This is a genomic window from Lysobacter sp. Soil_C_15, from assembly GCF_057657315.1.
The window spans coordinates 357,925-377,488 of the sequence record NZ_JBDGIR010000004.1; the positions used below are offsets into that span (position 1 = coordinate 357,925).

Consider the following 19,564-nt stretch of genomic DNA (forward strand, 5'->3'; position numbering starts at 1 on the left):
CATGCCGGTGCGGGCGCCGGGCTGGCCTAAACTAGGCCCATGACCACCCTTTTCATTTCCGACCTGCACCTGGACCCCGAGCGGCCGCAGATCGCCGACCTGTTCGGCCGCTTCGTCCGCGACGAGGCGCGCGGCGCCGACGCGCTGTACATCCTAGGCGACCTGTTCGAAGCCTGGGTCGGCGACGACGACCCGGCCGAGACCGGCGCCTTCGTCGCCGCCGAACTCAAGGCCCTGGCCGACAGCGGCGTGCCGGTGTACTTCATCCGCGGCAATCGCGACTTCCTGCTCGGCACCGACTATGCCGCGCGCGCCGGCATGCGCCTGCTGCCGGACCCGTCGGTGCTGGTGCTGTACGGGCGCCCGACCCTGATCGGCCACGGCGACCTGCTGTGCACCGACGACGTCGCCTACCAACAGTTCCGCGCCCAGACCCGCCACCCGGCCTGGCAAGCGCAGTTCCTCGCCCAGCCCTTGGCGGCGCGGCTTGCGTTCGCCCAGCAGGCGCGCGCGGCAAGCAAGGCGCATCAGGCCGGGCTGCGCGACGCCGGGCGGATGGAAACCATCACCGACGTTTCGCCGCAGACCGTGGCCGAAACCTTCGCCCGCTACGGCATCGACCGCATCATCCACGGCCACACCCACCGCCCGGCGGTGCACGCGCTGGACGTCGGCGGCCGCGCCTGCGAGCGCATCGTGCTCGGCGACTGGTACGAACAAGGCTCGGTGCTGCGCGTCGGCCGCGACGGCGCGCGCCTGCAAAGCCTGAGCTGAGCGAACCCGAGGAAGCCCGCATGCGCCTGCCGACCGCCCTGCTCTGCCTGTCCCTGCTCGCCGCGCTGCCGGCTTGCGATCGCAGCGCCGCACCCGCCGCCGATTCGAAGGCGGATGCGAACCCGACGGCAGCGCCGACAGCGCCGCCGCCGGCAGCGGACCCGTCCCCCGCGGCTCGACCCGCGTCCGCGGCGTCCGGCCCGATCCGCGCCAGCTTCGATTGCGCCGCCGCGCGCAGCTACGGCGAAACCGCCGTCTGCGCCGACGCCACGCTCGCCGCCAAGGACCGCGACCTGGCCGAGGCCTGGCGCGAGTTGTCCGAGCGCGGCCTGCTCGGCGCCGAAGTGCGCCAGGCGCAACGCCGCTGGCGCAGCGAGCGCGATGCCTGCGCCACGCCGGCCTGCGTCGGTTCGGCCTACGACCAGCGCCTGAAGGCATTGCGAGCGATCGCGCTGCAGCCCGACGGCGACGCCGCGCACCGCCTCGACGGCCGTTTCCTGGTCGAATCGGTCGGCGCCGGCACGGACTGGATCGAACTGCGTTTCAACGCGGTCGATCTGGCGATGGACAACGAACGGGTGATCCAGGTCGCCGGCCGCGACGACCCCAAGGTCGAACGCGCCGCCGGTTCGATCATGAGCCTGCAGGTCGAGGCGCGCAGCGCCGACGGCAAGCGCCTGCTCGCCGCCTGCGCCGCCGGTTGCCGCGTCGACGGCACGGTCGAACAGGCCGCGCGCGGCGAATGGGTGCTCAAGCGGTTGCGCAACGTGAGCCCGGGCGCAGCGCCGTCCGCCGCGGCCGCGCCGATCGAAGTCGGCGTCGGCGATCCGCGCCGCGCGCCCCTGCTCGCCGCGCTCAAGGCTGCGCTGTCCGAGGACCTCGGCCAGCCGGTGACCCTGCGCGTGGATCTGCTGCGCGAACAAGGCGGCTGGGCGTTCGCTTCGGTACGCCCACGCACCGCCACCGGCCGCCCGATCGATTTCCTGCGCACCCGCTACGCCGAGCGCCAACGCGACGGCCTGCTCGACGGCGACGGCACCTACGCCCTGCTGGCCCAGCGCGGCGGCGCCTGGAAGGTCGTGCAATTCGACCTCGGCCCGACCGATGTGTCCTGGGCGGCGTGGCCGGAGGAATTCGGCGCGCCGACCGCGGTGGTGCAGGTCGCCGCCGCCGACTGATCCCTGCGTCGGTTGCTTCCGACCGATCGGGCAGGCGCCGGAAACGACGACGCCGGCCCGCGAGGGCCGGCGTGCGCCGAGACTCGACCGCGCCGGCGCCGCAACGCCGCCGCGATCCTTCATCGCCGATCAGAACTTCAGTTCGCCGGTCAGGAAGACCTGCCGCGGCGCGCCCGACTGCAGGGTGTAGTTCAAGCCGCGCGGATCGGAGGCGACGAAGCCGTTGGTGCCGATGCTGCCGAAGTATTCCTTGTCGAACAGGTTGGTCACATTCAACTGCAGCTTGAACGCGTCGGCCCAGGACAGGTCCTTCCACTCGTACGAGGCGGCGGCGTCGAACACCCAGAACGCATCGACCTTGGAATCGTTGAGGTAGGTCAGATAGCGCTGGTCGGTGTACTTGGCGCCGAGCTGCAGCTGCAGGCCGTCGCGTTCCCAGCGGACCTCGGTGGCGTACAGGCGCTTGGGCGCGTCCACCACCTGCTTGCCGCGGGTGCGCACCAGGGTGGCGCCGTCCAGGTAGTCGGACTCGTACTGCGAGTCGTTGAAGGCCAGCGAGTGGTACCAGCTGAAGCCCGCCAGCGGCTTCCACAGCATGGTCACTTCCGCGCCGCGGCTCTCGACGTCGCCGACGTTGGCGAAGCTGGAGGCGCAGCCGACGATGCCGGCGCAACGCGCGATCGCCAGCAGGCGGTTCTCGAAGTTCACCCGGTACACCGCGACCGAAGCCTCGATCGCGTCGCGGCTGGTGCGCAGGCCGGCCTCGAAGGTCTTCGAGCTTTCCGGCTCCAGGGTCGCCACCGCGGCGTCGAAGGCGGCCTGCGAGGTCGAATGCGGGCCGTTGACGCCGGTGCGGAACGCCGACAGGTTCTCGCTGTACGAGCCGAAGATTTCCTCGTGCTCGCCGAGCTGCCAGCGCGCGCCGATCTGCGGCAGGAAATTGTCCTCCGAGACCAGCTTGCCGCTGGCGCGGCTGGCGCCGCCGATCAGGGTCTTGCCGTCGGTCTCCACCCGCAGGCCCTTGAAGCCGGCGTCGACCGCCAGGCGGCCGTCGGCGAACTCCATATGGTCGAGCACGTAGTACATCCGCGTATCGGTGTCGAAGCGCTGGCGGAACACGCGCTGGTCCGGATTGCGGTAAAAGAAGATCTCGTCCGGCGCTTCGTTGCGGTTGAGGTCGTAGAAGTTGCGCTGCACGCCGTGGTCGTTCTTTTCCAGCCACAGCCCGGCCTGCAGGCGGTGGTTGCCGATCTGCCAGCTCAGGCTGGGCATGAAGCCGGTGCGCTCGATGTCGTACTCGGTGGTACGCATGCGCAACGGCACGGTCGGCGAGGTCGAATACGGCGTGGCCCAGTGGCCCTGGCCCTCGTTGCGGTGGTAGTAGGCGGTCGCCGCCAGCACCACGTCCGGATTGAGGTTCCAGTCGGCGCTGACATAGGCCAGGTCGTCGTCGCGCACGCCGCGGGCGATGTAATAGGCGTCGTCCAGGCTGGTCACCCCGCCGCGGAAGCGGCCCTGGGCGGCGTCGATCGCGCGCTGCCAGTCCTTGGCGTAGTTGTCCCAGTCCATGCCCAGGCGCTGGGCCGATTCCAGCGACAGATCGGCGTAATCGGTCTCGCGCCGGCGCGAGGAGTCGGCATAGCCGCTGATGCGGAAGTCTTCGCCGGAGAACACGAACTTGCCGTTGAACTGCGAGTTGCGCTGCGGGCCCTCGCCCTTCCACTTGTCGGTGGTGTGGAACACGCCGCTGAGGTAGGCGCTGAAGCCGCCGTGGTCGCCGGTGTCCAGGCGCGCATAGGTGCGGCTGGTCGCGTCGCTGCCGACGGTCTGGGCCAGGCGCACGCCGAATTCGGCCGAGGGATCGGAGCTGAAGAAACGCAGCGTGCCGCCGAGGTTGCCCGAGGACGCGGTGTCGATCGCGCCGCTGCCCTGCGACAGCTCGGCGCCGGACAGGTTCTCGCTGCTGATCGCGCGGCCGATGTGCAGGCCGTTGTGGTTGCCGTAGCTCATGTCGCCCAGCGGCACGCCGTCGAGGGTGAAGCCGAGCTGCTGCTGCGAGAAGCCGCGGATGTTGAGCTTGCTCGACCACTCGTAGTTGCCCCAGGGATCGGAGCTCTGGAAGTGCACGCCCGGCAGCTTGGCCATGACCTTCAGCGGGCTGGTGCCGGCGGCTTCGCGCTGCAGTTCGGCGCGGCCCAGCGCCTGCACCTGGCGGGTCTGGCCGGTGCCGACCACCGACACCGCGTCCAGCGTGGTCGCGTCGTCGGCCGGAGCCGCGGCGGCGCCGCTGTCGGCGGCCGCTGCGGGCAAGGGAGCGGCTTCGGCGGCCTGGCCGCGGCCGGCGTACAGGCACAGCAAAATCGAGGCGGCGAGGAGCGTCGTCTTCGTCGTCGTCATTTCAGGGGACTTCCAGATCAAAGTGGCCGCCGCGCGATGCGCAGTCCGCTCTTGGGCGGCGTCAGAGCGAAGCCCGGAAGTCTGTCGACTCGGTGTGAACGGGGTATTTCAGATCCGCGTCAGTTGATCGAGTCGGCGGTTTGGATGTGCGGGGATGGCGATGCGGCGTTGCCGCTCGCCCTCCCTACGCTCGGATGAGCCGGGCGCCTCGACTACTCCGGCGCGTAGAACTTGGGCGGCTTGCCGAACCCGTCCCAGAACGCCGCGAGCCGCCCGCAGGCAGGACACTCCAAGATGCTCTTCATCTGGCCGTACAGGGCCTCGGCGTCGATCTGACCGACGTAAGCGTCGTACGCCACATCGCCGATCGCCAGCCACTCGATCGGGTTGGGGATCAGGCTGCAGTCGAGTTGTTCGCCGCAGGCGCACCAGATCGCGGGCATCTCGCCCTACCTCATCCAGACAGTCAACTATAGAGGACGCAACCGAAGCTCAAGCTACGACATCTTCAGGCCAACAAGCTACGGCTGAAGAACATGCGCGCGTCGGCCGAACCTGCAAATCCGACCTAGGCGCCCGAAGCCAGTCCGCCGGCGCCATAGAGATAGCAAACGCGACCGTCGGCCCAAAGCCCTGCCCGGCCAAGCGCTGCGGTGATCGCGCCGATCTCCTCCCGGGAGATTCCTCGGTTACGGCGTCTCTGGGGCGCTCCATAACAAGGCTCAGCTCCCACGGCCTTTGCGCTCATGCTCGATGGCCTCGACGACCGTATCGACAAAACGGTCGTGCTCCATCTTCTGCTTCCGCCAGGCCCGGCTCTCGTGGACCAACAACTTGGCACGCCCCAAGTCGACTTCGAATTTCTCAGCAACCTTCGAGATTGCTACCGTTTTCGAGCAGCCGTCGTCTTTCAGGCCGCAAATGAAGGCCTCGATCATTTCGGATTCGATGCTGGACACCCTAGCCTCCCTCGCGGTCAACGCCCCATCTTTCATGCACCGCAATCGCACGCAGATTGCACGTGTTGGCTACAAATCGCGCAAGCCACCCGGAAATATCGGGCATCCTGCCGTGCAGAACTTCCTCGATCGAATCGTCGGTGCACAGTTCCAATCCAAACCATGCCCCAACTTCCTCGGGCCATCGGCTTAGCCAAGCCTCAAAGCCGAACGCTTCAGCGAAACCCACCTCCTCGAATGGCTCGTACTTCTCGGGCTCGATCGAGAAGCCGTCGATCTCGAAGGCATCCGCAAGCAGGGCGCCCAGATCATGCATATCGCCCGGATAGTAGATACGGACGGCCGCCCTCGCGCCGAAAACTTCGTTTTCGAACATCTGCCCCTAGCTTTCGACTTGCAAAGCCGCTTCCGCTCGCAATCTTGTCCAGCAATGCGAATCAACCGCGATCGAAATCTATCAGATCGTCGATGGCCTGCCGCAGCCATTGGTAGAAACTGTCGTAACTGGCGCGCTGTTCCCAGCTGCTCGATGCGAAGTCATGTATCACAACGACCCGATACGGCTCGGCAGCGTCCCAGCAAGCGGTATCGTCGTTGTCCTGGCGGCGCGCGAACGGCACCAACGAGCGTTGCGGGTAGCGCGCACGCAGGCCTTCGCTCGCGGCACGTAATGCATCGCCACCGAGCAGTTGCCATGGTTCCAGATCAAGCAGGCCGAGCTCCACGACGCGCAGAAACTGCGCCGGATAGGTGAAGCCGGCGGGCAATCGGTCCTGCGCCAAGGTCATGCCCGACGCTCCATCAGCCTTGGGTAATGCCACGGCGGCGCTCATAGTTGAACCAGCCCTTCGATGTCCAAGGCGCCCCTCCGCCACGTTGCATCAACCGCTCCATCGATGTGGCTATCGCCGTGTCCGGGGTCCAAACTTCGATGCTCGCCGAAAGTATTTCGTGCAATCTCGCCAACTCGATAGGCCCGACCTCGTCGACGGGCGGAAGATCGAGCACTATGCAGTTCTTGACGGCTTTCGAGTAGGCGCCACACGTGACGGCAAGCGCCGCGGGTTCGGCGGCATCGCCATTCCATGCCGAGAAGCTGAATCCCAGTTCCGGGATCGCACCGTCCCCGATGTCTCTATCGTTCGATCTGAACGCCGCCTGCAAGCTCTCGGCATCCAGGGCCTGCGGCGATCTCGTCACCTTGGCGCTGCCGCCCTTCTTGTACCAAGCGGAGAGTCCAGCCTGACGGCCGATTCTGCCGATAAATTCAGCGCAGCGAGCGGCGCATTCATCCCTGCGCTCTTTCCTTGCGCCCCAGTAGGCCCCGACAAAGAGGGCATGCATGCTCCACCTCGCAACAAGGATTCGGCCTATCCGCCTTAGGCCTGTCTCGGACAAAGCCCGACCGGCCCGTCGCATACCGCATGCATCATGCCAGCAAAGTAAGCGCGATGCGCTACATCGCAGATAGCCAGTCACTCGATCAGCTGGGCGCCAGCCATGCGAGATGCCGACACGGGCTTACTAGATCACAGGCATCTCAGCCCTGCCTAAGCCGAGGACGGGTCATCGAAGGCGTGTACACAAGCGCCTCACTCCAATCCAGCCCTAGCGCTCGCAACCGCTCGATATAGAGCTGATCCGGCGGCGCAGGTTGCTCCTGCAAAGCACGCACGAAGGCTCCGGGTGGCTGGTAGTGATGAACTTTTACATAGTGGTACAGCATATTGGGCGCGGCATAGATCGAACCTTGCGAGCCGAACACCCGCATTTCCGCCGATCCGAGCATCAGAGCAAGGCCGTCCCGCTCCTCGACACATGGCTCCCACGGGCACAACTCGCACTCGTGCGCCCCCGCGCTCGGGCGACCGAGACTTTCGTGTACTGCCAGAGTAACGACAGCAGGTCGTTCGACGGAGAATTTCGGGGGAACGGCATCCCATCCGCCAGCCAACCTATGTTGACCGTACCGGGAGCCTCGAAATACTCGGAATAGCGGTAATCCGATCCGTCCTGAAAATACGCCATGAGCTTGACCTCCCCTGCTTCAACGTGGCACGGCGGCGAAGTCGCTTCTTGCCGCCCTGCCTTAGGAAGGCAACCGAAAACGCTACTTAGGCCATACTTCAAATCAATTCCGACAACTCCTTCAAAACACTCATAGCTTGCTGAAAACTACTCGCTTCATGGTCGGGATACTTTTCAGCGAACGTAGCGCCTTGCACACTGACGAAATATCGCAATGCCTCGACCTTGCAACCGCCCATCAACACAGAAGGCACTGTATGACAAAGCTCGGCCCACTCCAGCAACATGCGTTCCTGACGTCGATCACGCCGCGACAAGGAGGAAAAATTACGTATTGAAATCAAGCCAATTCGCAGCAGTTCAAGCATTAGGTCACGGGGTCTATCTGCATCCATTTCCGTCTCTAGCGTTCAAGCGTCCGCCGTCGACCGGGGACCGCCCTTGGCGCCGACTGTACCAAGACTGGCGGCCAGGAAACGCCTTGGCGTACCCGAGGCGTTGGCAAGACCCGGACGACTGCGACAGCCAAGCATGAACCACCCAAGCCTGCGTGGCCTGGCCTACCTTTCCGCCGCTCCGGCGCGCGATCGCTCAATACCCCGCCCCGCCCGGCTTCGCCGGCGGCTGCAGGCGGTAGTCGCGGGGCGGTTCGCTGTCCATCAGGTGGCGCACGAAGTAGTCCCACATGCGGCGGGTGTAATAGGCGTCGTTGCGGAACAGTTCGTGGTCCTGGTTCGGCAGGTAGAGCAGGTCGAAATCCTTGTCGGCGCGGATCAGCGCGGACGTCAGCTGCACGGTGGTCGCCGGCAACGCGTTCTCGTCCAGGTCGCCGTAGACCAAGAGCAGCTTGCCGCGCAGCCGGTCGGCGAGGCTGGCGTTGTCGAGCGCGCGGTAGTTGTCGGGCACCGCGTCGGGCGCGGGCCGGCGCGGGCCGGACTCGCCGTATACCGGCGGGCCGGCGAGCAGGCGTTCCAGGCCGTGCACGCCGCCGCCGTACATGCCCTGGTAGTTGTGGCTGCCGGCCGAGGACACCGCGACCCGGTAGAACTCGGGCCGGCGCAGGATCGCGCGGGTCGAGGTGTAGCCGCCGAAGGAATGGCCGTAGACGCCGACCCGGTCGAGGTCGAGGCCGGGATAACGCTGCGCTAGCTGGCGGATCGCAGCGACGTGGTCGTCGATCTGCGGGTCGGCGAAGGGGCCGAAGCTGACGTCGTGGAAGGCCTGCGAGCGTCCCGGCGTGCCGCGCGCGTCGATGGTGACGACGACGAAGCCGAGCGCGGCGAGGCTGGCGCGCGAGACCGGGTTGGTCGCCGCGACCGCATCGGCCAGCGCGACCGGCGCGTTGGTGATCTGCGGGCCGCCGTAGAAGCCGTCGATGATCGGATACTGCTTCGGACGCGCGTTCTGCGCCGAATACCCGGGCGGCAGAAACACGGTCGCGTAGATGTCGCTGCGCCCGTCGGCCGCCTTCAGGCGCACGCGTTGCGGCGGGCGCCAGCCGGCGGCGTAGGCGACCGAAGCGTCGGCGCGTTCGAGCTCCATGAGCACCGCGCCGTCGCGGGTCGAGCGCAACACCGTGCGCGGCGGCGCGTCCAGGGTCGAATAGCTGTCGACCACGTAGTCGCCGTTCGGCGACAGCCACTGCTTCGGCGCGCCGCCGAGGATCGCGCTGGCGCCGGGATCGACCGCGTGGTCGGCCGCTTCCGGGGTCAGCAGCACCGGCTCGCCGCCGTCCAGGCTCGCCCGGTACAGCCGGCGCTGGTAGGGATCGCCCGGCTCGCGCCCGCCGGCAGTGAAATACAGCTCGCCGCGCGCCTCGTCGACCCCGACCAGGTCGCGCACCAGCCAATCGCCGCGGGTCAGCCGGCGCAGCACCCGGCCGTCGCCGAGATCGACCAGGTACAGATGGCCCCAGCCGTCGCGTTCGGAGAACCACACCGCCTGGTTGCGCGCGGCGAGGATGCGCACCGCCGGACGGCTGTAGAGATAGTCGTTGAGTTGGATGCGGGTGTCGGAACGTTCTTCCAGCACTTCGCGCAACGCGCCGCGCTCGAGGTCGACCTCGACCAGGCGCATCCGCGCCGGCCGGTCGTAGCGGGCGATCGCCGCATAGGCGCGGCGGCCGTCGCCGGACCAACCGAGCACGTCGGCTTCGGCGACGTTGTTCCAGCCCGCCGGGATCGCGATCCGCCGCACCGCGGCGCCATCGGCCGCGGCGCTGTCCACATCGACCGCGTACCACTCGTCGCGCACGGTTTCGGCATCGCCGAGCAGGCTCAGGCGCACCTCGAAGACCTTGGGCCGGAATCCCTCGGCCGGCGCCATCGCCACCATCGGATAGGGCTGGATGCGGCGTTCGTCGAAGCGGGTGCCGAACAGGCGCCGGCCGTCCGGCGACCAGCACAGCGCGAACGGCGGCGCGCGCCAACGGCCTTGTTGGCTGGGCACCGCGCGCAGGGCGAAATCGGGCAGCGTGCCGTAGCCGTAGTGGGCCTCGCCGTCGCGGGTCAGTGCGCGCTCGGCGCCGCTGCGCAGGTCGCGCAGCCACAGGTTGTGATCGCGCACGAACACCGCGCGGGTGCCGTCGGGCGAGACCAGGGCCAAGGGATCGCTGCGCGCCGGCAAGGCTTGGCAACGATAGTCGCGCAGCTCGCACTCCAGTTCGCGCTCGCCGTCGCCGCGCAGGCGCAGGCGCAGGGCGTCGCCGTCGGCTACGACCGCCAGCGGTTGCGGCGCCGCGGCCGCAGGCACGACGGCGCGCATCGCCGCGTGCAGGCGCGGCGCATCGAACAGCGGTCGGCGGCCGCGCGCAGCCGGGTCGACCAGCACGTACTCCGGCCCTTGCTCGCCGTCGCGGCGATACCAGAAGCGGCCGTCGGCCAGCCATTGCGGCTCGATCCGGGCGTTCTTGATCGTGCCGCGCAGGCGGTAGTCGAGCAGCTTTTCGGCGCGGGCATAGTCGGCGCCGGTCAGCGCCGGCGGCGCGGCGGCCGCGGTCGCCGCCCACAGCGCGGCCAGTGCGATGGATCGCTTCATCCCTACCCCTCCCTGGTGCGGAACCGCGACGATGGCACATCGTCGGGCGGTTCGCTTGTCCATGCCTGCCCGCCGGCTGCTGCGGCGCAGCGCGGATCAGCGTTCGACGAAGGCCTCGAGCATGCGCAGCTCTTCCTCGTCGAAGCCGGCGGCGCTGCGCGCCTCCAGGTTGAACGGCCCGTACAGCACGGCGCGGGCGTACTCGGCCAGCAGCTCGCGGAAACGCGGATTGGGATCGACCCCGGCGCGCTCGCAGTACCAGCGGAACCAGCGCGAGCCGGCGGCGACGTGGGCGACTTCCTCGCGCAGGATGGTTTCCAGGATCGCGACGGTGGCGGTGTCGCCGAGCGAGCGCAGCTTGACGATCATGCCCGGGGTGACGTCCAGCCCGCGCGCCTCCAGCACCCGCGGCACCAGCGCCATCCGCGCCAGGCCGTCGTGGGCGGTCTTTTCGGCCATTTCCCACAGACCGTTGTGGGCGTCGAAATCGCCGTAGTCGTAGCCGAGCTCGCGCAGGCGCGCGCGCAGCAGGCCGAAGTGGCGCGCCTCGTCCCGGGCCACGCCGACCCAGTCGGCGTAGAACTGCCGCGGCAGGCCGCGAAAACGGTAGACCGCGTCCCAGCCCAGGTCGATGGCGTTGAACTCGATATGGGCGATGGCATGGATGAAGGCGGCGCGGCCTTCGGCGGTGCCGAAGCCGCGCTTGGGCAACTCGCGCGGGTGCACCAGCGCCGGCCGCGGCGGCCGGCCCGGCATGCGGATCGGCTGCGGCGGCGGAGCGTCGTCGGCGATCGCCAGTTCGCCGCGTTCGAACGCCGCCGCATGAGCGAAGCTCAGCTCGACCTTGGCCTCGGGCGTGTCCGCGTCCAGGCAGGCGCGGGCGGCGTCGAACAGGTTCATGCCGGGTCGGTCCGGGCCGCGCTCAGGAAGCGCGGCGGGTGTTCTTGGCCTCGTCCGAGCGCAGTTGCTGGATGCGTTCGAAATAGCCCGGCTCGATGCCGGTGACGTAGTCGCCGTTGAAGCAGGACGAATCGAAGTTCTCGATCCGGTGCTTGGGCCCGGACACGGCCTGCTCCAGGTCGCTGAGGTCCTGGTAGATCAGCCAGTCGCAGCCGAGCAGGGTCTGCACTTCCTCGTCGCTGCGGCCGTGCGCCACCAGTTCCTCGGCCGAGGGCATGTCGATGCCGTAGACGTTGGGATAGCGCACCGGCGGCGCGGCGGAGGCCAGGTAGACCTTGCGCGCGCCGGCGTCGCGCGCCATCTGCACGATCTGGCGCGAAGTGGTGCCGCGCACGATCGAGTCGTCGACCAGCAACACGACCCGGTTGCGGAATTCCAGCGGAATCGGATTGAGCTTGCGCCGCACCGATTTCGCCCGCTCGCCCTGCCCCGGCATGATGAAGGTGCGGCCGACGTAGCGGTTCTTGATGAAGCCCTCGCGGTACTTCACCCCGAGGGTATTGGCGATTTCCAGCGCCGAGTCGCGCGAGGTGTCGGGAATCGGGATGACCACGTCGATGTCGTGGTCCGGACGCAGGCGCAGGATCTTCTCGCCCAGGGTCTGGCCCATGCGCATGCGCGCCTTGTGCACCGAGACGTCGTCCATCATCGAGTCCGGACGGGCGAAGTACACGTATTCGAAGATGCACGGGGTGTGCTTGCGCGGCGCCGCGCACTGGTGGGCGAACAGTTCGCCGCGCGGGGTCACCACGATGCCCTCGCCCGGGCGCACGTCGCGCACGCGCTCGAAACCGAGCAGGTCGAGCGCGACCGATTCGGAGGCCACCGCGTATTCGTCCTGGCCGCCGAGATTGCGCTTGCCCAGCACCAGCGGTCGGATCCCGTGCGGATCGCGGAACGCGACCAGGCCCAGGCCGAGCACGGTGGCGACCACCGCGTAGCCGCCGACGCAGCGGCGGTGCACGCCCTCGATCGCGGCGAAGGCCGCCTCGGCGGTCAGCGCGCGCTGGCGGTCGAGTTCGTGGGCGAACACGTTCAGCAGCACTTCCGAGTCGGACTCGGTGTTGACGTTGCGGCGGTCCTGCTCGAACACCTCGCGGCGCAGGGTGTCGGTGTTGATCAGGTTGCCGTTGTGGGCCAGGGCGATGCCGAACGGCGAGTTGACGTAGAACGGCTGCGCCTCGTCGGAGCCTTCGCTGCCGGCGGTCGGGTAGCGGCAGTGGCCGATGCCGACCCGGCCCTGCAGCAGGCGCATCGAGGCTTCGTCGAACACGTCGCTGACCAGGCCGTTGCCCTTGTGCACGCGCAGGCGGCTGCCGTCGGCGGTGGCGATGCCGGCCGCGTCCTGGCCGCGGTGCTGCAGCACCGTCAGGCCGTCGTAGAGCTGGGCGGCGACATCCGTGTTGCCGACGATTCCGAGAATGCCGCACATAGCGCTTGAATCCTGCTGAGAGTCTGGTGGCTGCGCGGCGCCGGTCGATGACGCCGCCGCGCTGAAGAAAGTGTGGTCGTACGCGTGTTGCCGTGCGCCGGGGCCGTCCCCGGCGCGGTTCGCGGCCCGCCGTTGGCGATCCGCCCGGCGCCGTCGCGCGCCCATCCGCCGTGTTGTCTCGTGTTCGATCCTGGTCCGCGTCCGCCGGCCGCCGCGCCGATGCGCGCGGCCGTTACTGCACCTGCTTGTCGTCGCGCTTCTCCGCACCGACCTGGGCCGGGTCGCCTTCGACCCGCGCCCCTTGCGCGGTTCCCGCGCCGCGGCTCGACCCCGGTATGAGGTCGCGCATCGCCTCAGGCAAGGCGTCCGTCAAACCGCCCAGGCCGTCCGGCAGGGCCTGCGGCCGCGCCCGGCTCTGCGGCTGGCCGGCCGTCGCCGGGTCGCCGAGCACATCCGGCAGCGCCTTGGGCAGGCGGCCGCCCAGTTCATGCTCCAGGCTCTTGGCCTGTTGCTGCACCGAAGCCTGCAAGGAGGTGCCGCGCCCTTCCAGGTCGACCTTGCCCGCCATCGCGTCCGGCAAGGCGCTGCGCATCAGCTTCGCGCCCGGCATCAGCAGCGCCGCCAGGCCCGACTCGCGCCAGGCGCGCTCGCGCGGCAGCGTGGTCATGCCCAGGAACACCAGCAGCGCGCAGGCGAAGATCACCCCGCGCACCGCGCCCAGCCCCAGTCCCAGCAGCCGGTCCATCTCCGACAGGCCGTAGGAATGCGCGACCCGGCGGATCACCCAGCCGATCAGCCCCACGCCGACCCAGACCACGACGAAACACAGCGCATAGCCGCCGAGGTACTCGCCCCAGCCGACCTGGCCGTCGCCGAGGCTGCGGCCGACATCGCCGCCGAACACGACCGCGGCCAGGCCCGCCAGCAGCCAGGCCGCCAGCGAGGCCGCCACGCCGATCAGCCCGCGGGCCATGCCGAGCAGGGCCGACAAACCGACGATCACCGCCAAACCCCAATCCAATGCCGTCATAGCGTGACGCTCCCTCTGCGCACCGGCGCCACCCCGACCATGGCGATCTCCGCCTCGAAGCGCGTCCGCGATGCGCGTTGCACCGGCGCGCCCTGCGCCGGCCGATAGACTGCCGCCGCGGCTCCCTTACGGGTGCGGCTTGACCAGCGCGTCGCCGACGCCGAGCTTGCCGGCGACCTGGGCCTTGAGCTTGTCGGCATCGGCGCGGCTGACCACCGGACCCAGGCGCACGCGGTTGAGCGTGCCCTTGTCGGTACGGACCTGTTCGACGAAGGCGCTGAACCCGGCCGCGCGCGCACGGTCGCGCAGCTTGTTGGCTTCCTCGAGATTGCCGAAGGCGCCGAGCTGGACCGCGAAGCCGGTGCCGGACGCGGCCGGCTTGGGCGCGGGCTTGGCGGCCTCGACCGGCTTGGCCGGCGCCGGCTTGGCCTCGGCGGGCTTGGTCGCGGCGACGGGCTTGGTCTCGGCCGGCTTGGCGGCGGGCTTGGTTTCCGCGGGCTTGCTGGCTACCGGCTTGGCCGGCTCGACCGGCTTGGCGGCGGGCTTGGACGTCTCGGCCGGCAGCGGCGCCGGCTTGGCCGGCGCGCTCTCGGCCAGCGGCTGCGGCGCGCTGACCGCCGGCGCGGCTGCGGCCGCGGCGGTGCTCGCGGCCGGTTCGGCGGCGTCGGCGTCCAGCACCACCACCTTGGCGTTGATGTCGTTGCGGACCTTGGTCGAGCCCAGGCGCGCGGCCTCGGCGTCGGCCTGGGTCGCGAACGGGCCGATCCGGACCCGGTGCACGGTGCGCCCGCCGGCGCCCAGCGCGGTTTCCTGGTAGCCCGGCAGGCGCGCGGCGCGCAACGCGGCGATCACCTTGTCGGCGTCGCCGGCGCTGGCGTAGCTGCCGAAGCTGACCGCGTAGTTGCCGCCCGCGGTCGCGGCCGGATGCATGCCCTGGTTCTGCGCCGCGGTATCGACCGTCGGCAGGGTCTGGCCGTCGCCGGCCGGCGCGGCGCCGTCCAGGCCGACCACCCCGCCCTGCGGCGCGTCTCCCGGCGTCACCAGCGGCAGTTCGCGGGTTTCGGTCTCGCCCTTGGGCGCGTCGGGCAGGGTCAGCGGAACGTCGGACGCGCCGCTTTCCGGCGCGGGCCCCTTGATCAGCATGGGCAGGAAGATCACCGCCAGTGCGACCAATACCATCGCACCGATCAATCGCTGTTTCAGGGCAGGTTCCATCGCTATGGGATGCTCGCGGACCGGTTACCGGCGCGAATTATACCCCCGCCGGCGGCGACGGCCGGGGTCGGATCGCGCCCAGGCGCAATGCATTCAGAAACGCCCGACTCGGCATGGCCGCGCGGCGGTTCGGGTTCGCTGGGCGGCTCAGTGCGCGGCGAGCCAGGCCAGCGCCGCGGCGGCGGTGTGGAACGAGCCCAGCACCAGGATGCGGTCGCCGTCGCCGGCCTGGGCGCGCGCCGCGGCCAGCGCCGTCGCCACGTCCGGGTGCGGCGTGCCGGCCGCGGCGGCGCTGCCGTGCAGGCGCTCGGCCAGGGCCTGCGCGCTCTGGCCGCGCGCGCCGGCATCGTCCAGCCCGGCCAGGTGCCAGGCGTCGATGCGCTCGGCCAGGGCCGCGACCACGCCGGGCGCGTCCTTGTCGGCCAGCGCGGCGAACACCGCCAGGGTGCGGCCGGCGGCCGGCTGGGCCGCCAGCCAGGCGGCCAGTTCGCGCGCCGCCTGCGGGTTGTGGCCGACGTCGACCACGATCTCGACCGCGCCGCGCTGGAAGCGCTGCAGGCGCCCCGGCACCTGCGCCGCGGCCACGCCGGCGGCCAGTTGCTGCCGGTTCGGCGCCTTGCCGAGCGCGCGCAGCGCGGCGATCGCGACCGCCGCATTGCGCATCTGCACCGGCGCGGCCAGCGCCGGCAGCGGCAGGTCGACGCCGAAGCCGACCTCGCGCCAGCGCCATTGCGGCGGCTGATCGGGCTGCGGCGCGCTGGCGGCGAAGAAGAAGTCGCAGCCGGCGCGCACCGCCGAAGCGCCGATGACATAGGCATGGCGCAACACGCTCGACGGCGGATCGTCGTCGCCCAGCACCAGCGGCTTCCAGGCCCGGGCGATGCCGGCCTTCTCGTAACCGATGCTTTCGCGGTCCTCGCCCAGGTAGTCCTGGTGGTCGAGGTCGACGGTGGTGATCACGGCGACGTCGGCGTCGACCAGGTTGGTCGCGTCCAGGCGCCCGCCCAGGCCGACTTCCAGGATCGCCAGATCCAGCCCGGCGCGCTCGAACAGCCACAGCGCGGCCAGGGTGCCGTACTCGAAATAGGTCAGCGCGGTCTCGCCGCGCGCGGCCTCGATCGCCTCGAACGCGGCGACGATATCGGCGTCGGCGGCGTCGCGCCCATCGATCCGGATGCGCTCGTTATAGGCCAGCAGGTGCGGCGAGGTGTAGGCGCCGACCTTCCAGCCGGCGGCGCGCGCCATCGCCTCGATGAAGGCCACGGTCGAGCCCTTGCCGTTGGTGCCGCCGACGGTGATCACCCGGCGCCCGGGCCGGCCCAGGCCCAGCCGCTGGGCGACTTCGCGGATGCGCTCCAGGCCCATGTCGATGGACTTGGGGTGGATGCGTTCGATGTAGGACAGCCAGTCGGCGAGGGTGCGGTTCATCCGCGCATTTTCGCAGATGCGCAGGCCGGCCGGCGTCATCGGCCGCAGCGGCCCAGGCAGGCGAAGCGACCACGGCCGCGCCGGCGCAGCGGCGCGGCGAATCGGCCAGTACGCCGCCGGACCCCAGCCGCGGTCAACGAATGGTCGAGTCGGTGCGGCGGCCCGGACGCTCGGCCTCGACCGATACCACGGACAAGCCCAGCGCCGTGCGCCGGCCGATCACCCGCACCGCGCCGGGCGCGTTCATATGGCGCAGGGCCAAATCGCGATCCACGCACATATAGCCGCGCAGCGTGCGCTCGGCCAGGCCGCCGACCACCCGGTAATCGCAGCGTCGCCGGCTGTGCTGGACCCGGCCGAGCATGACCGAGGTCTCCTCGACCCGACGACCGGCCACTTCGTTGATCAAGCCCGGCAAGCCGAGAGTCAGCGCGAACCAGCTCATGGCGCTGAGCGCGATGCCGAGCAGGCCCAAGACCAGCGGCTGCGGCAACGGCAGCGACTGTAGGCTGTGCGAGCCGCGCAGCGACTGGCGCGGGAACAGCCACAGCAGCCCCAGCCCCGATAGGATCGCCAAGCCGTAGCCGACCGGCCCGGCCAGCCAAGGCGCGGGCACGAAGGTCACCGCGGTGTAGCCGAACACCGCCAGCCCCGCGACCAGCAACAACAGCAGGCCGGCCCAACCGCCCGGCACCCACAACGGCGAGCCGCGCTCGCCGGATTCGTCTTGATCCGCCACCGAGTCCGTTCCTGTTCGCTCCGGCGGCCGCCCGCGCGGCGCGCGGGCCCGGCCGTCCGGACACGCGCACCCTAACGGCGTCCGCGGCGGCTTACAACGCCCGGTGCACCGCTTCGCCGAACAACGCGGTGTGGTGGCTGCAGTCGTTCAGCCGCACCACGTCGAGCCGGTCGACGCTGTCGCCTTCGAGCAGGTTGAGCGTGGTCGGGGCCTGGCGGAAGGTCCACAGCTTGGCCAGCGGAATGCCGAGCACTTTGCACAACAGCACCCGGTTGACCGCGTCGTGGGCGACCACCAGCAAGGTGTCGTCGTCGCCCAGGCCCTCGCAGGCGCGCGCGAACGCCGGCCAGGCGCGGTCGAGCACGTGGACGATCGATTCGCCGCCGGGCATCAGCACCTCGTGCGGGGTTTCGCGCCAGGCGCGCAGGCGGTCGCCGTCGCGCTCGCGGATCTCGCTGGCGAGCAGGCCTTCCCAGGTGCCGTGGGCGATTTCCATCAGGCCCGGATCGAGCTTGAGCATCGACGCACGCTCCTCGCCCAGGGCGAGTTCGGCGGTCGTGCGCGCGCGGCTCAGCGGCGAGGCCACCGCGCGCGTGATCGACACCTCGCGCAGGCGCGCGCCCAGCGCCTTGGCCTGGGCTTCGCCGACCGGCGACAAAGCGATGTCTTCCTGGCCCTGGTAGCGGCCTTCGGCGTTCCACGGCGTTTCGCCGTGACGGGCAAGCAATATCCGCATGATCAGACCTGCGCCAGGGAGAGGATGCCGGGGGTCGCGCGCAGCGCGGCGAGCTGTTCGTCGTCGACCGGGCGGTCGACCGTGATCGCCGCGCGCGCCTGGCCGTCGCCGGCCGCGCCGAGGGCGAAGTTGACGATGTTGACGCCGGCCGCGCCGAGCTTGGAGCCGACCGCGCCGATCATGCCCGGGCGGTCCTCGTTGCGCAGCAGCAGCACGTGCGCCTGCGGGTCGAATTCGATTTCGACGCCGTCCAGGCGGACCACGCGCGGGCCGCGGTGCAGGGTCGCTTCGATCTCGCGGGTGCGCTGTTCGCCGACCACGCGCAGCTTGAGCAGGCGGTCGAAACCGTCGCCGTCGCCGCCCAGGGTTTCGGCCACGGTCAGGCCGCGCGCGGCGGCTTCCTGCAGGGCGTTGACCGGAGTCACCCGGCCCGAGGCGGTGCCGAGCAAGGCCGCGACCAGCAGCCGGGTCAGCGGGCGCGTGTCGAGCGCGTCGGTGCGGCCGGCGTAGGTGATCTCCAGCCGGGTCGGCGCCGGGATCAGGCGCGCGGCGAGGCGGCCGAGCGAGGACATCAGCGGCATCCACGGGCCGACTTCGCGCGCCGCCTCGGCGGTCAGCGGCGGCAGGTTGACGCAGCCGGCGACCGCGCCGGTGGCGGCGAAATCGATGATCTGCCGCGCCAGGATGGTGCTGACCGCCTGTTGCGCTTCGCTGGTCGAAGCGCCCAGGTGCGGGGTCAGGATCAGCTTGGGATTGGCGCGCAGCGGCGAATCGGCCGGCAGCGGTTCGGTGACGAAGGTGTCGAGCGCGGCGCCGGCGATGTGGCCTTCCTCGATCAGCGCCAGCAGCGCGGCCTCGTCGACCAGCCCGCCGCGCGCGGCGTTGATCAGGTAGGCGCCCTTCTTCATCGCGCGCATGCGCGCTTCCGACAGCAGGTTGGTGGTTTCCTTGGTGCGCGGGATGTGCAGGGTGACCACGTCGGCCCAGGCCAGCAGTTCGTCCAGGGTCTTCAGCGGCACGCTGCCCTTGCCGGCCGCGGACGCGGGCAGGAAGGGATCGTGCGCGGCGACTTCCATGCCGATGCCCTGGGCCTTGCGCGCGACCGTGCCGCCGATGCGGCCCAGGCCGATCACGCCCAGCTTCTTGCCTTCCAGTTCGAAGCCGGTGAGGCCGGCCTTGGGCCATTCGCCGGCCTTCATGCCGGCGTCGGCGCGCGGAATGTGGCGGGCCAGGGCGAACAGCAGCGAGATCGCGTGCTCGGCCGCGGCCAGGGTGTTGCCGTCGGGCGCGTTCATCACCGCGATGCCGCGCTCGGTGGCGGCGTCGACGTCGATGGTGTCCACGCCGGCGCCGGCGCGGCCGATCACCCGCAGCTGCGCCGCATCGGCCAGCGCCTCGGCCGGGACCTTGGTCGCCGAACGCACCAGCACGGCGTCGACCCCGTGCAGCGCCTGGGCCAGCGCGGCGGGATCCTTGATCGGGTCGGATACGACGACGTCCCAGCCCGCTTCGCGGAACAGGGCCAGACCGTCTTCATGAATGCCATCGCAGGCCAGTACTTTCATCGCAAGCTCCAGGTCGTGTGGGGACAGACGACGGAGCGAATGCGAGCCGGCACTACGGAAAGATCTCGGGCCCTGAACGGCGGGCCG

18 protein-coding genes and 1 pseudogene are annotated in these 19,564 nt (G+C 70.0%); 2 read left to right on the forward strand and 17 right to left on the reverse strand.

The window, feature by feature from the left end:
* The first annotated feature begins 39 nt into the window (after positions 1 to 39).
* Together lpxH and AC3A57_RS12040 are read left to right on the forward strand one after the other, a co-directional pair.
* Entirely contained in the window at positions 40 to 774 is a 735-nt protein-coding gene (gene lpxH, locus AC3A57_RS12035; RefSeq protein ID WP_487579141.1) for a UDP-2,3-diacylglucosamine diphosphatase, read from the forward strand.
* A gap of 20 nt (positions 775 to 794) precedes the next feature.
* The gene (locus tag AC3A57_RS12040) at positions 795 to 1,952 is read left to right on the forward strand and encodes a lysozyme inhibitor LprI family protein (protein WP_487579142.1); all 1,158 of its coding nucleotides are present in this window, start codon (positions 795 to 797) and stop codon (positions 1,950 to 1,952) included.
* 129 nt (positions 1,953 to 2,081) lie between these two features.
* Here the strand turns inward: AC3A57_RS12040 and AC3A57_RS12045 are convergent, their stop codons facing one another.
* The 17 genes and pseudogenes from AC3A57_RS12045 to serA all read right to left on the reverse strand — a co-directional run bounded on the left by AC3A57_RS12045 (position 2,082) and on the right by serA (position 19,477).
* On the reverse strand, positions 2,082 to 4,349 hold the full coding sequence (locus AC3A57_RS12045; protein WP_487579143.1) for a TonB-dependent receptor: 2,268 nt from the start codon (positions 4,347 to 4,349) through the stop codon (positions 2,082 to 2,084).
* A 212-nt stretch (positions 4,350 to 4,561) separates the two neighbouring features.
* Positions 4,562 to 4,792 carry a hypothetical protein gene (locus AC3A57_RS12050; RefSeq protein WP_487579144.1) on the reverse strand — a complete coding sequence of 77 codons (231 nt, stop codon included), beginning with the start codon at positions 4,790 to 4,792 and terminating at the stop codon, positions 4,562 to 4,564.
* A gap of 279 nt (positions 4,793 to 5,071) precedes the next feature.
* Complete coding sequence (locus tag AC3A57_RS12055) at positions 5,072 to 5,308, reverse strand: hypothetical protein (RefSeq protein ID WP_487579145.1); 237 nt, start codon at positions 5,306 to 5,308, stop codon at positions 5,072 to 5,074.
* A gap of 1 nt (position 5,309) precedes the next feature.
* A complete protein-coding gene (locus tag AC3A57_RS12060; protein WP_487579146.1) occupies positions 5,310 to 5,684 on the reverse strand; it encodes a hypothetical protein in 375 nt (124 codons plus the stop codon).
* 61 nt (positions 5,685 to 5,745) lie between these two features.
* On the reverse strand, positions 5,746 to 6,096 hold the full coding sequence (locus AC3A57_RS12065; RefSeq protein WP_487579147.1) for a hypothetical protein: 351 nt from the start codon (positions 6,094 to 6,096) through the stop codon (positions 5,746 to 5,748).
* Between the two features lie 13 nt (positions 6,097 to 6,109).
* Positions 6,110 to 6,652, reverse strand: coding sequence for an Imm52 family immunity protein (locus AC3A57_RS12070; RefSeq protein WP_487579148.1), 543 nt, complete (start codon positions 6,650 to 6,652; stop codon positions 6,110 to 6,112).
* 196 nt (positions 6,653 to 6,848) lie between these two features.
* Positions 6,849 to 7,336, reverse strand: a pseudogene (locus AC3A57_RS12075) (DUF7919 family protein).
* Positions 7,337 to 7,434: 98 nt separating this feature from the next.
* A complete protein-coding gene (locus tag AC3A57_RS12080; RefSeq protein WP_487579149.1) occupies positions 7,435 to 7,704 on the reverse strand; it encodes a hypothetical protein in 270 nt (89 codons plus the stop codon).
* Between the two features lie 223 nt (positions 7,705 to 7,927).
* The gene (locus AC3A57_RS12085; RefSeq protein WP_487579150.1) at positions 7,928 to 10,372 is read right to left on the reverse strand and encodes a S9 family peptidase; all 2,445 of its coding nucleotides are present in this window, start codon (positions 10,370 to 10,372) and stop codon (positions 7,928 to 7,930) included.
* Between the two features lie 96 nt (positions 10,373 to 10,468).
* Complete coding sequence (locus tag AC3A57_RS12090; protein WP_487579151.1) at positions 10,469 to 11,272, reverse strand: ferritin-like domain-containing protein; 804 nt, start codon at positions 11,270 to 11,272, stop codon at positions 10,469 to 10,471.
* Positions 11,273 to 11,294: 22 nt separating this feature from the next.
* Positions 11,295 to 12,764 (reverse strand): amidophosphoribosyltransferase, encoded by a 1,470-nt coding sequence (purF, locus tag AC3A57_RS12095; protein ID WP_221671661.1) that lies wholly within the window; start codon positions 12,762 to 12,764, stop codon positions 11,295 to 11,297.
* Positions 12,765 to 12,996: 232 nt separating this feature from the next.
* Positions 12,997 to 13,794: a CvpA family protein gene (locus AC3A57_RS12100; protein WP_487579152.1), complete on the reverse strand. Its 798-nt coding sequence runs from the start codon at positions 13,792 to 13,794 to the stop codon at positions 12,997 to 12,999.
* A 126-nt stretch (positions 13,795 to 13,920) separates the two neighbouring features.
* Complete coding sequence (locus tag AC3A57_RS12105) at positions 13,921 to 15,009, reverse strand: SPOR domain-containing protein (protein WP_487579153.1); 1,089 nt, start codon at positions 15,007 to 15,009, stop codon at positions 13,921 to 13,923.
* 147 nt (positions 15,010 to 15,156) lie between these two features.
* Positions 15,157 to 16,437 carry a bifunctional tetrahydrofolate synthase/dihydrofolate synthase gene (folC, locus tag AC3A57_RS12110; protein ID WP_487579154.1) on the reverse strand — a complete coding sequence of 427 codons (1,281 nt, stop codon included), beginning with the start codon at positions 16,435 to 16,437 and terminating at the stop codon, positions 15,157 to 15,159.
* A gap of 133 nt (positions 16,438 to 16,570) precedes the next feature.
* Positions 16,571 to 17,176 carry a hypothetical protein gene (locus tag AC3A57_RS12115; protein ID WP_487579155.1) on the reverse strand — a complete coding sequence of 202 codons (606 nt, stop codon included), beginning with the start codon at positions 17,174 to 17,176 and terminating at the stop codon, positions 16,571 to 16,573.
* A 91-nt stretch (positions 17,177 to 17,267) separates the two neighbouring features.
* Positions 17,268 to 17,912 (reverse strand): histidine phosphatase family protein, encoded by a 645-nt coding sequence (locus tag AC3A57_RS12120; RefSeq protein WP_487579156.1) that lies wholly within the window; start codon positions 17,910 to 17,912, stop codon positions 17,268 to 17,270.
* A 2-nt stretch (positions 17,913 to 17,914) separates the two neighbouring features.
* Complete coding sequence (serA, locus tag AC3A57_RS12125) at positions 17,915 to 19,477, reverse strand: phosphoglycerate dehydrogenase (protein WP_221671656.1); 1,563 nt, start codon at positions 19,475 to 19,477, stop codon at positions 17,915 to 17,917.
* Positions 19,478 to 19,564: the final 87 nt, after the last annotated feature.

Coding starts and splice junctions, on each gene's coding strand:
- AC3A57_RS12105 (WP_487579153.1), bottom strand. CDS start 15,009: ATGGAACCTGCCCTGAAACAGCGATTGATCGGTGCGATGGTATTGGTC.
- AC3A57_RS12050 (WP_487579144.1), bottom strand. CDS start 4,792: ATGCCCGCGATCTGGTGCGCCTGCGGCGAACAACTCGACTGCAGCCTG.
- AC3A57_RS12040 (WP_487579142.1), top strand. CDS start 795: ATGCGCCTGCCGACCGCCCTGCTCTGCCTGTCCCTGCTCGCCGCGCTG.
- AC3A57_RS12080 (WP_487579149.1), bottom strand. CDS start 7,704: ATGCTTGAACTGCTGCGAATTGGCTTGATTTCAATACGTAATTTTTCC.
- AC3A57_RS12090 (WP_487579151.1), bottom strand. CDS start 11,272: ATGAACCTGTTCGACGCCGCCCGCGCCTGCCTGGACGCGGACACGCCC.
- AC3A57_RS12070 (WP_487579148.1), bottom strand. CDS start 6,652: ATGCATGCCCTCTTTGTCGGGGCCTACTGGGGCGCAAGGAAAGAGCGC.
- AC3A57_RS12100 (WP_487579152.1), bottom strand. CDS start 13,794: ATGACGGCATTGGATTGGGGTTTGGCGGTGATCGTCGGTTTGTCGGCC.
- lpxH (WP_487579141.1), top strand. CDS start 40: ATGACCACCCTTTTCATTTCCGACCTGCACCTGGACCCCGAGCGGCCG.
- purF (WP_221671661.1), bottom strand. CDS start 12,764: ATGTGCGGCATTCTCGGAATCGTCGGCAACACGGATGTCGCCGCCCAG.
- AC3A57_RS12120 (WP_487579156.1), bottom strand. CDS start 17,912: ATGCGGATATTGCTTGCCCGTCACGGCGAAACGCCGTGGAACGCCGAA.
- AC3A57_RS12060 (WP_487579146.1), bottom strand. CDS start 5,684: ATGTTCGAAAACGAAGTTTTCGGCGCGAGGGCGGCCGTCCGTATCTAC.
- AC3A57_RS12065 (WP_487579147.1), bottom strand. CDS start 6,096: ATGACCTTGGCGCAGGACCGATTGCCCGCCGGCTTCACCTATCCGGCG.
- serA (WP_221671656.1), bottom strand. CDS start 19,477: ATGAAAGTACTGGCCTGCGATGGCATTCATGAAGACGGTCTGGCCCTG.
- folC (WP_487579154.1), bottom strand. CDS start 16,437: ATGAACCGCACCCTCGCCGACTGGCTGTCCTACATCGAACGCATCCAC.
- AC3A57_RS12045 (WP_487579143.1), bottom strand. CDS start 4,349: ATGACGACGACGAAGACGACGCTCCTCGCCGCCTCGATTTTGCTGTGC.
- AC3A57_RS12085 (WP_487579150.1), bottom strand. CDS start 10,372: ATGAAGCGATCCATCGCACTGGCCGCGCTGTGGGCGGCGACCGCGGCC.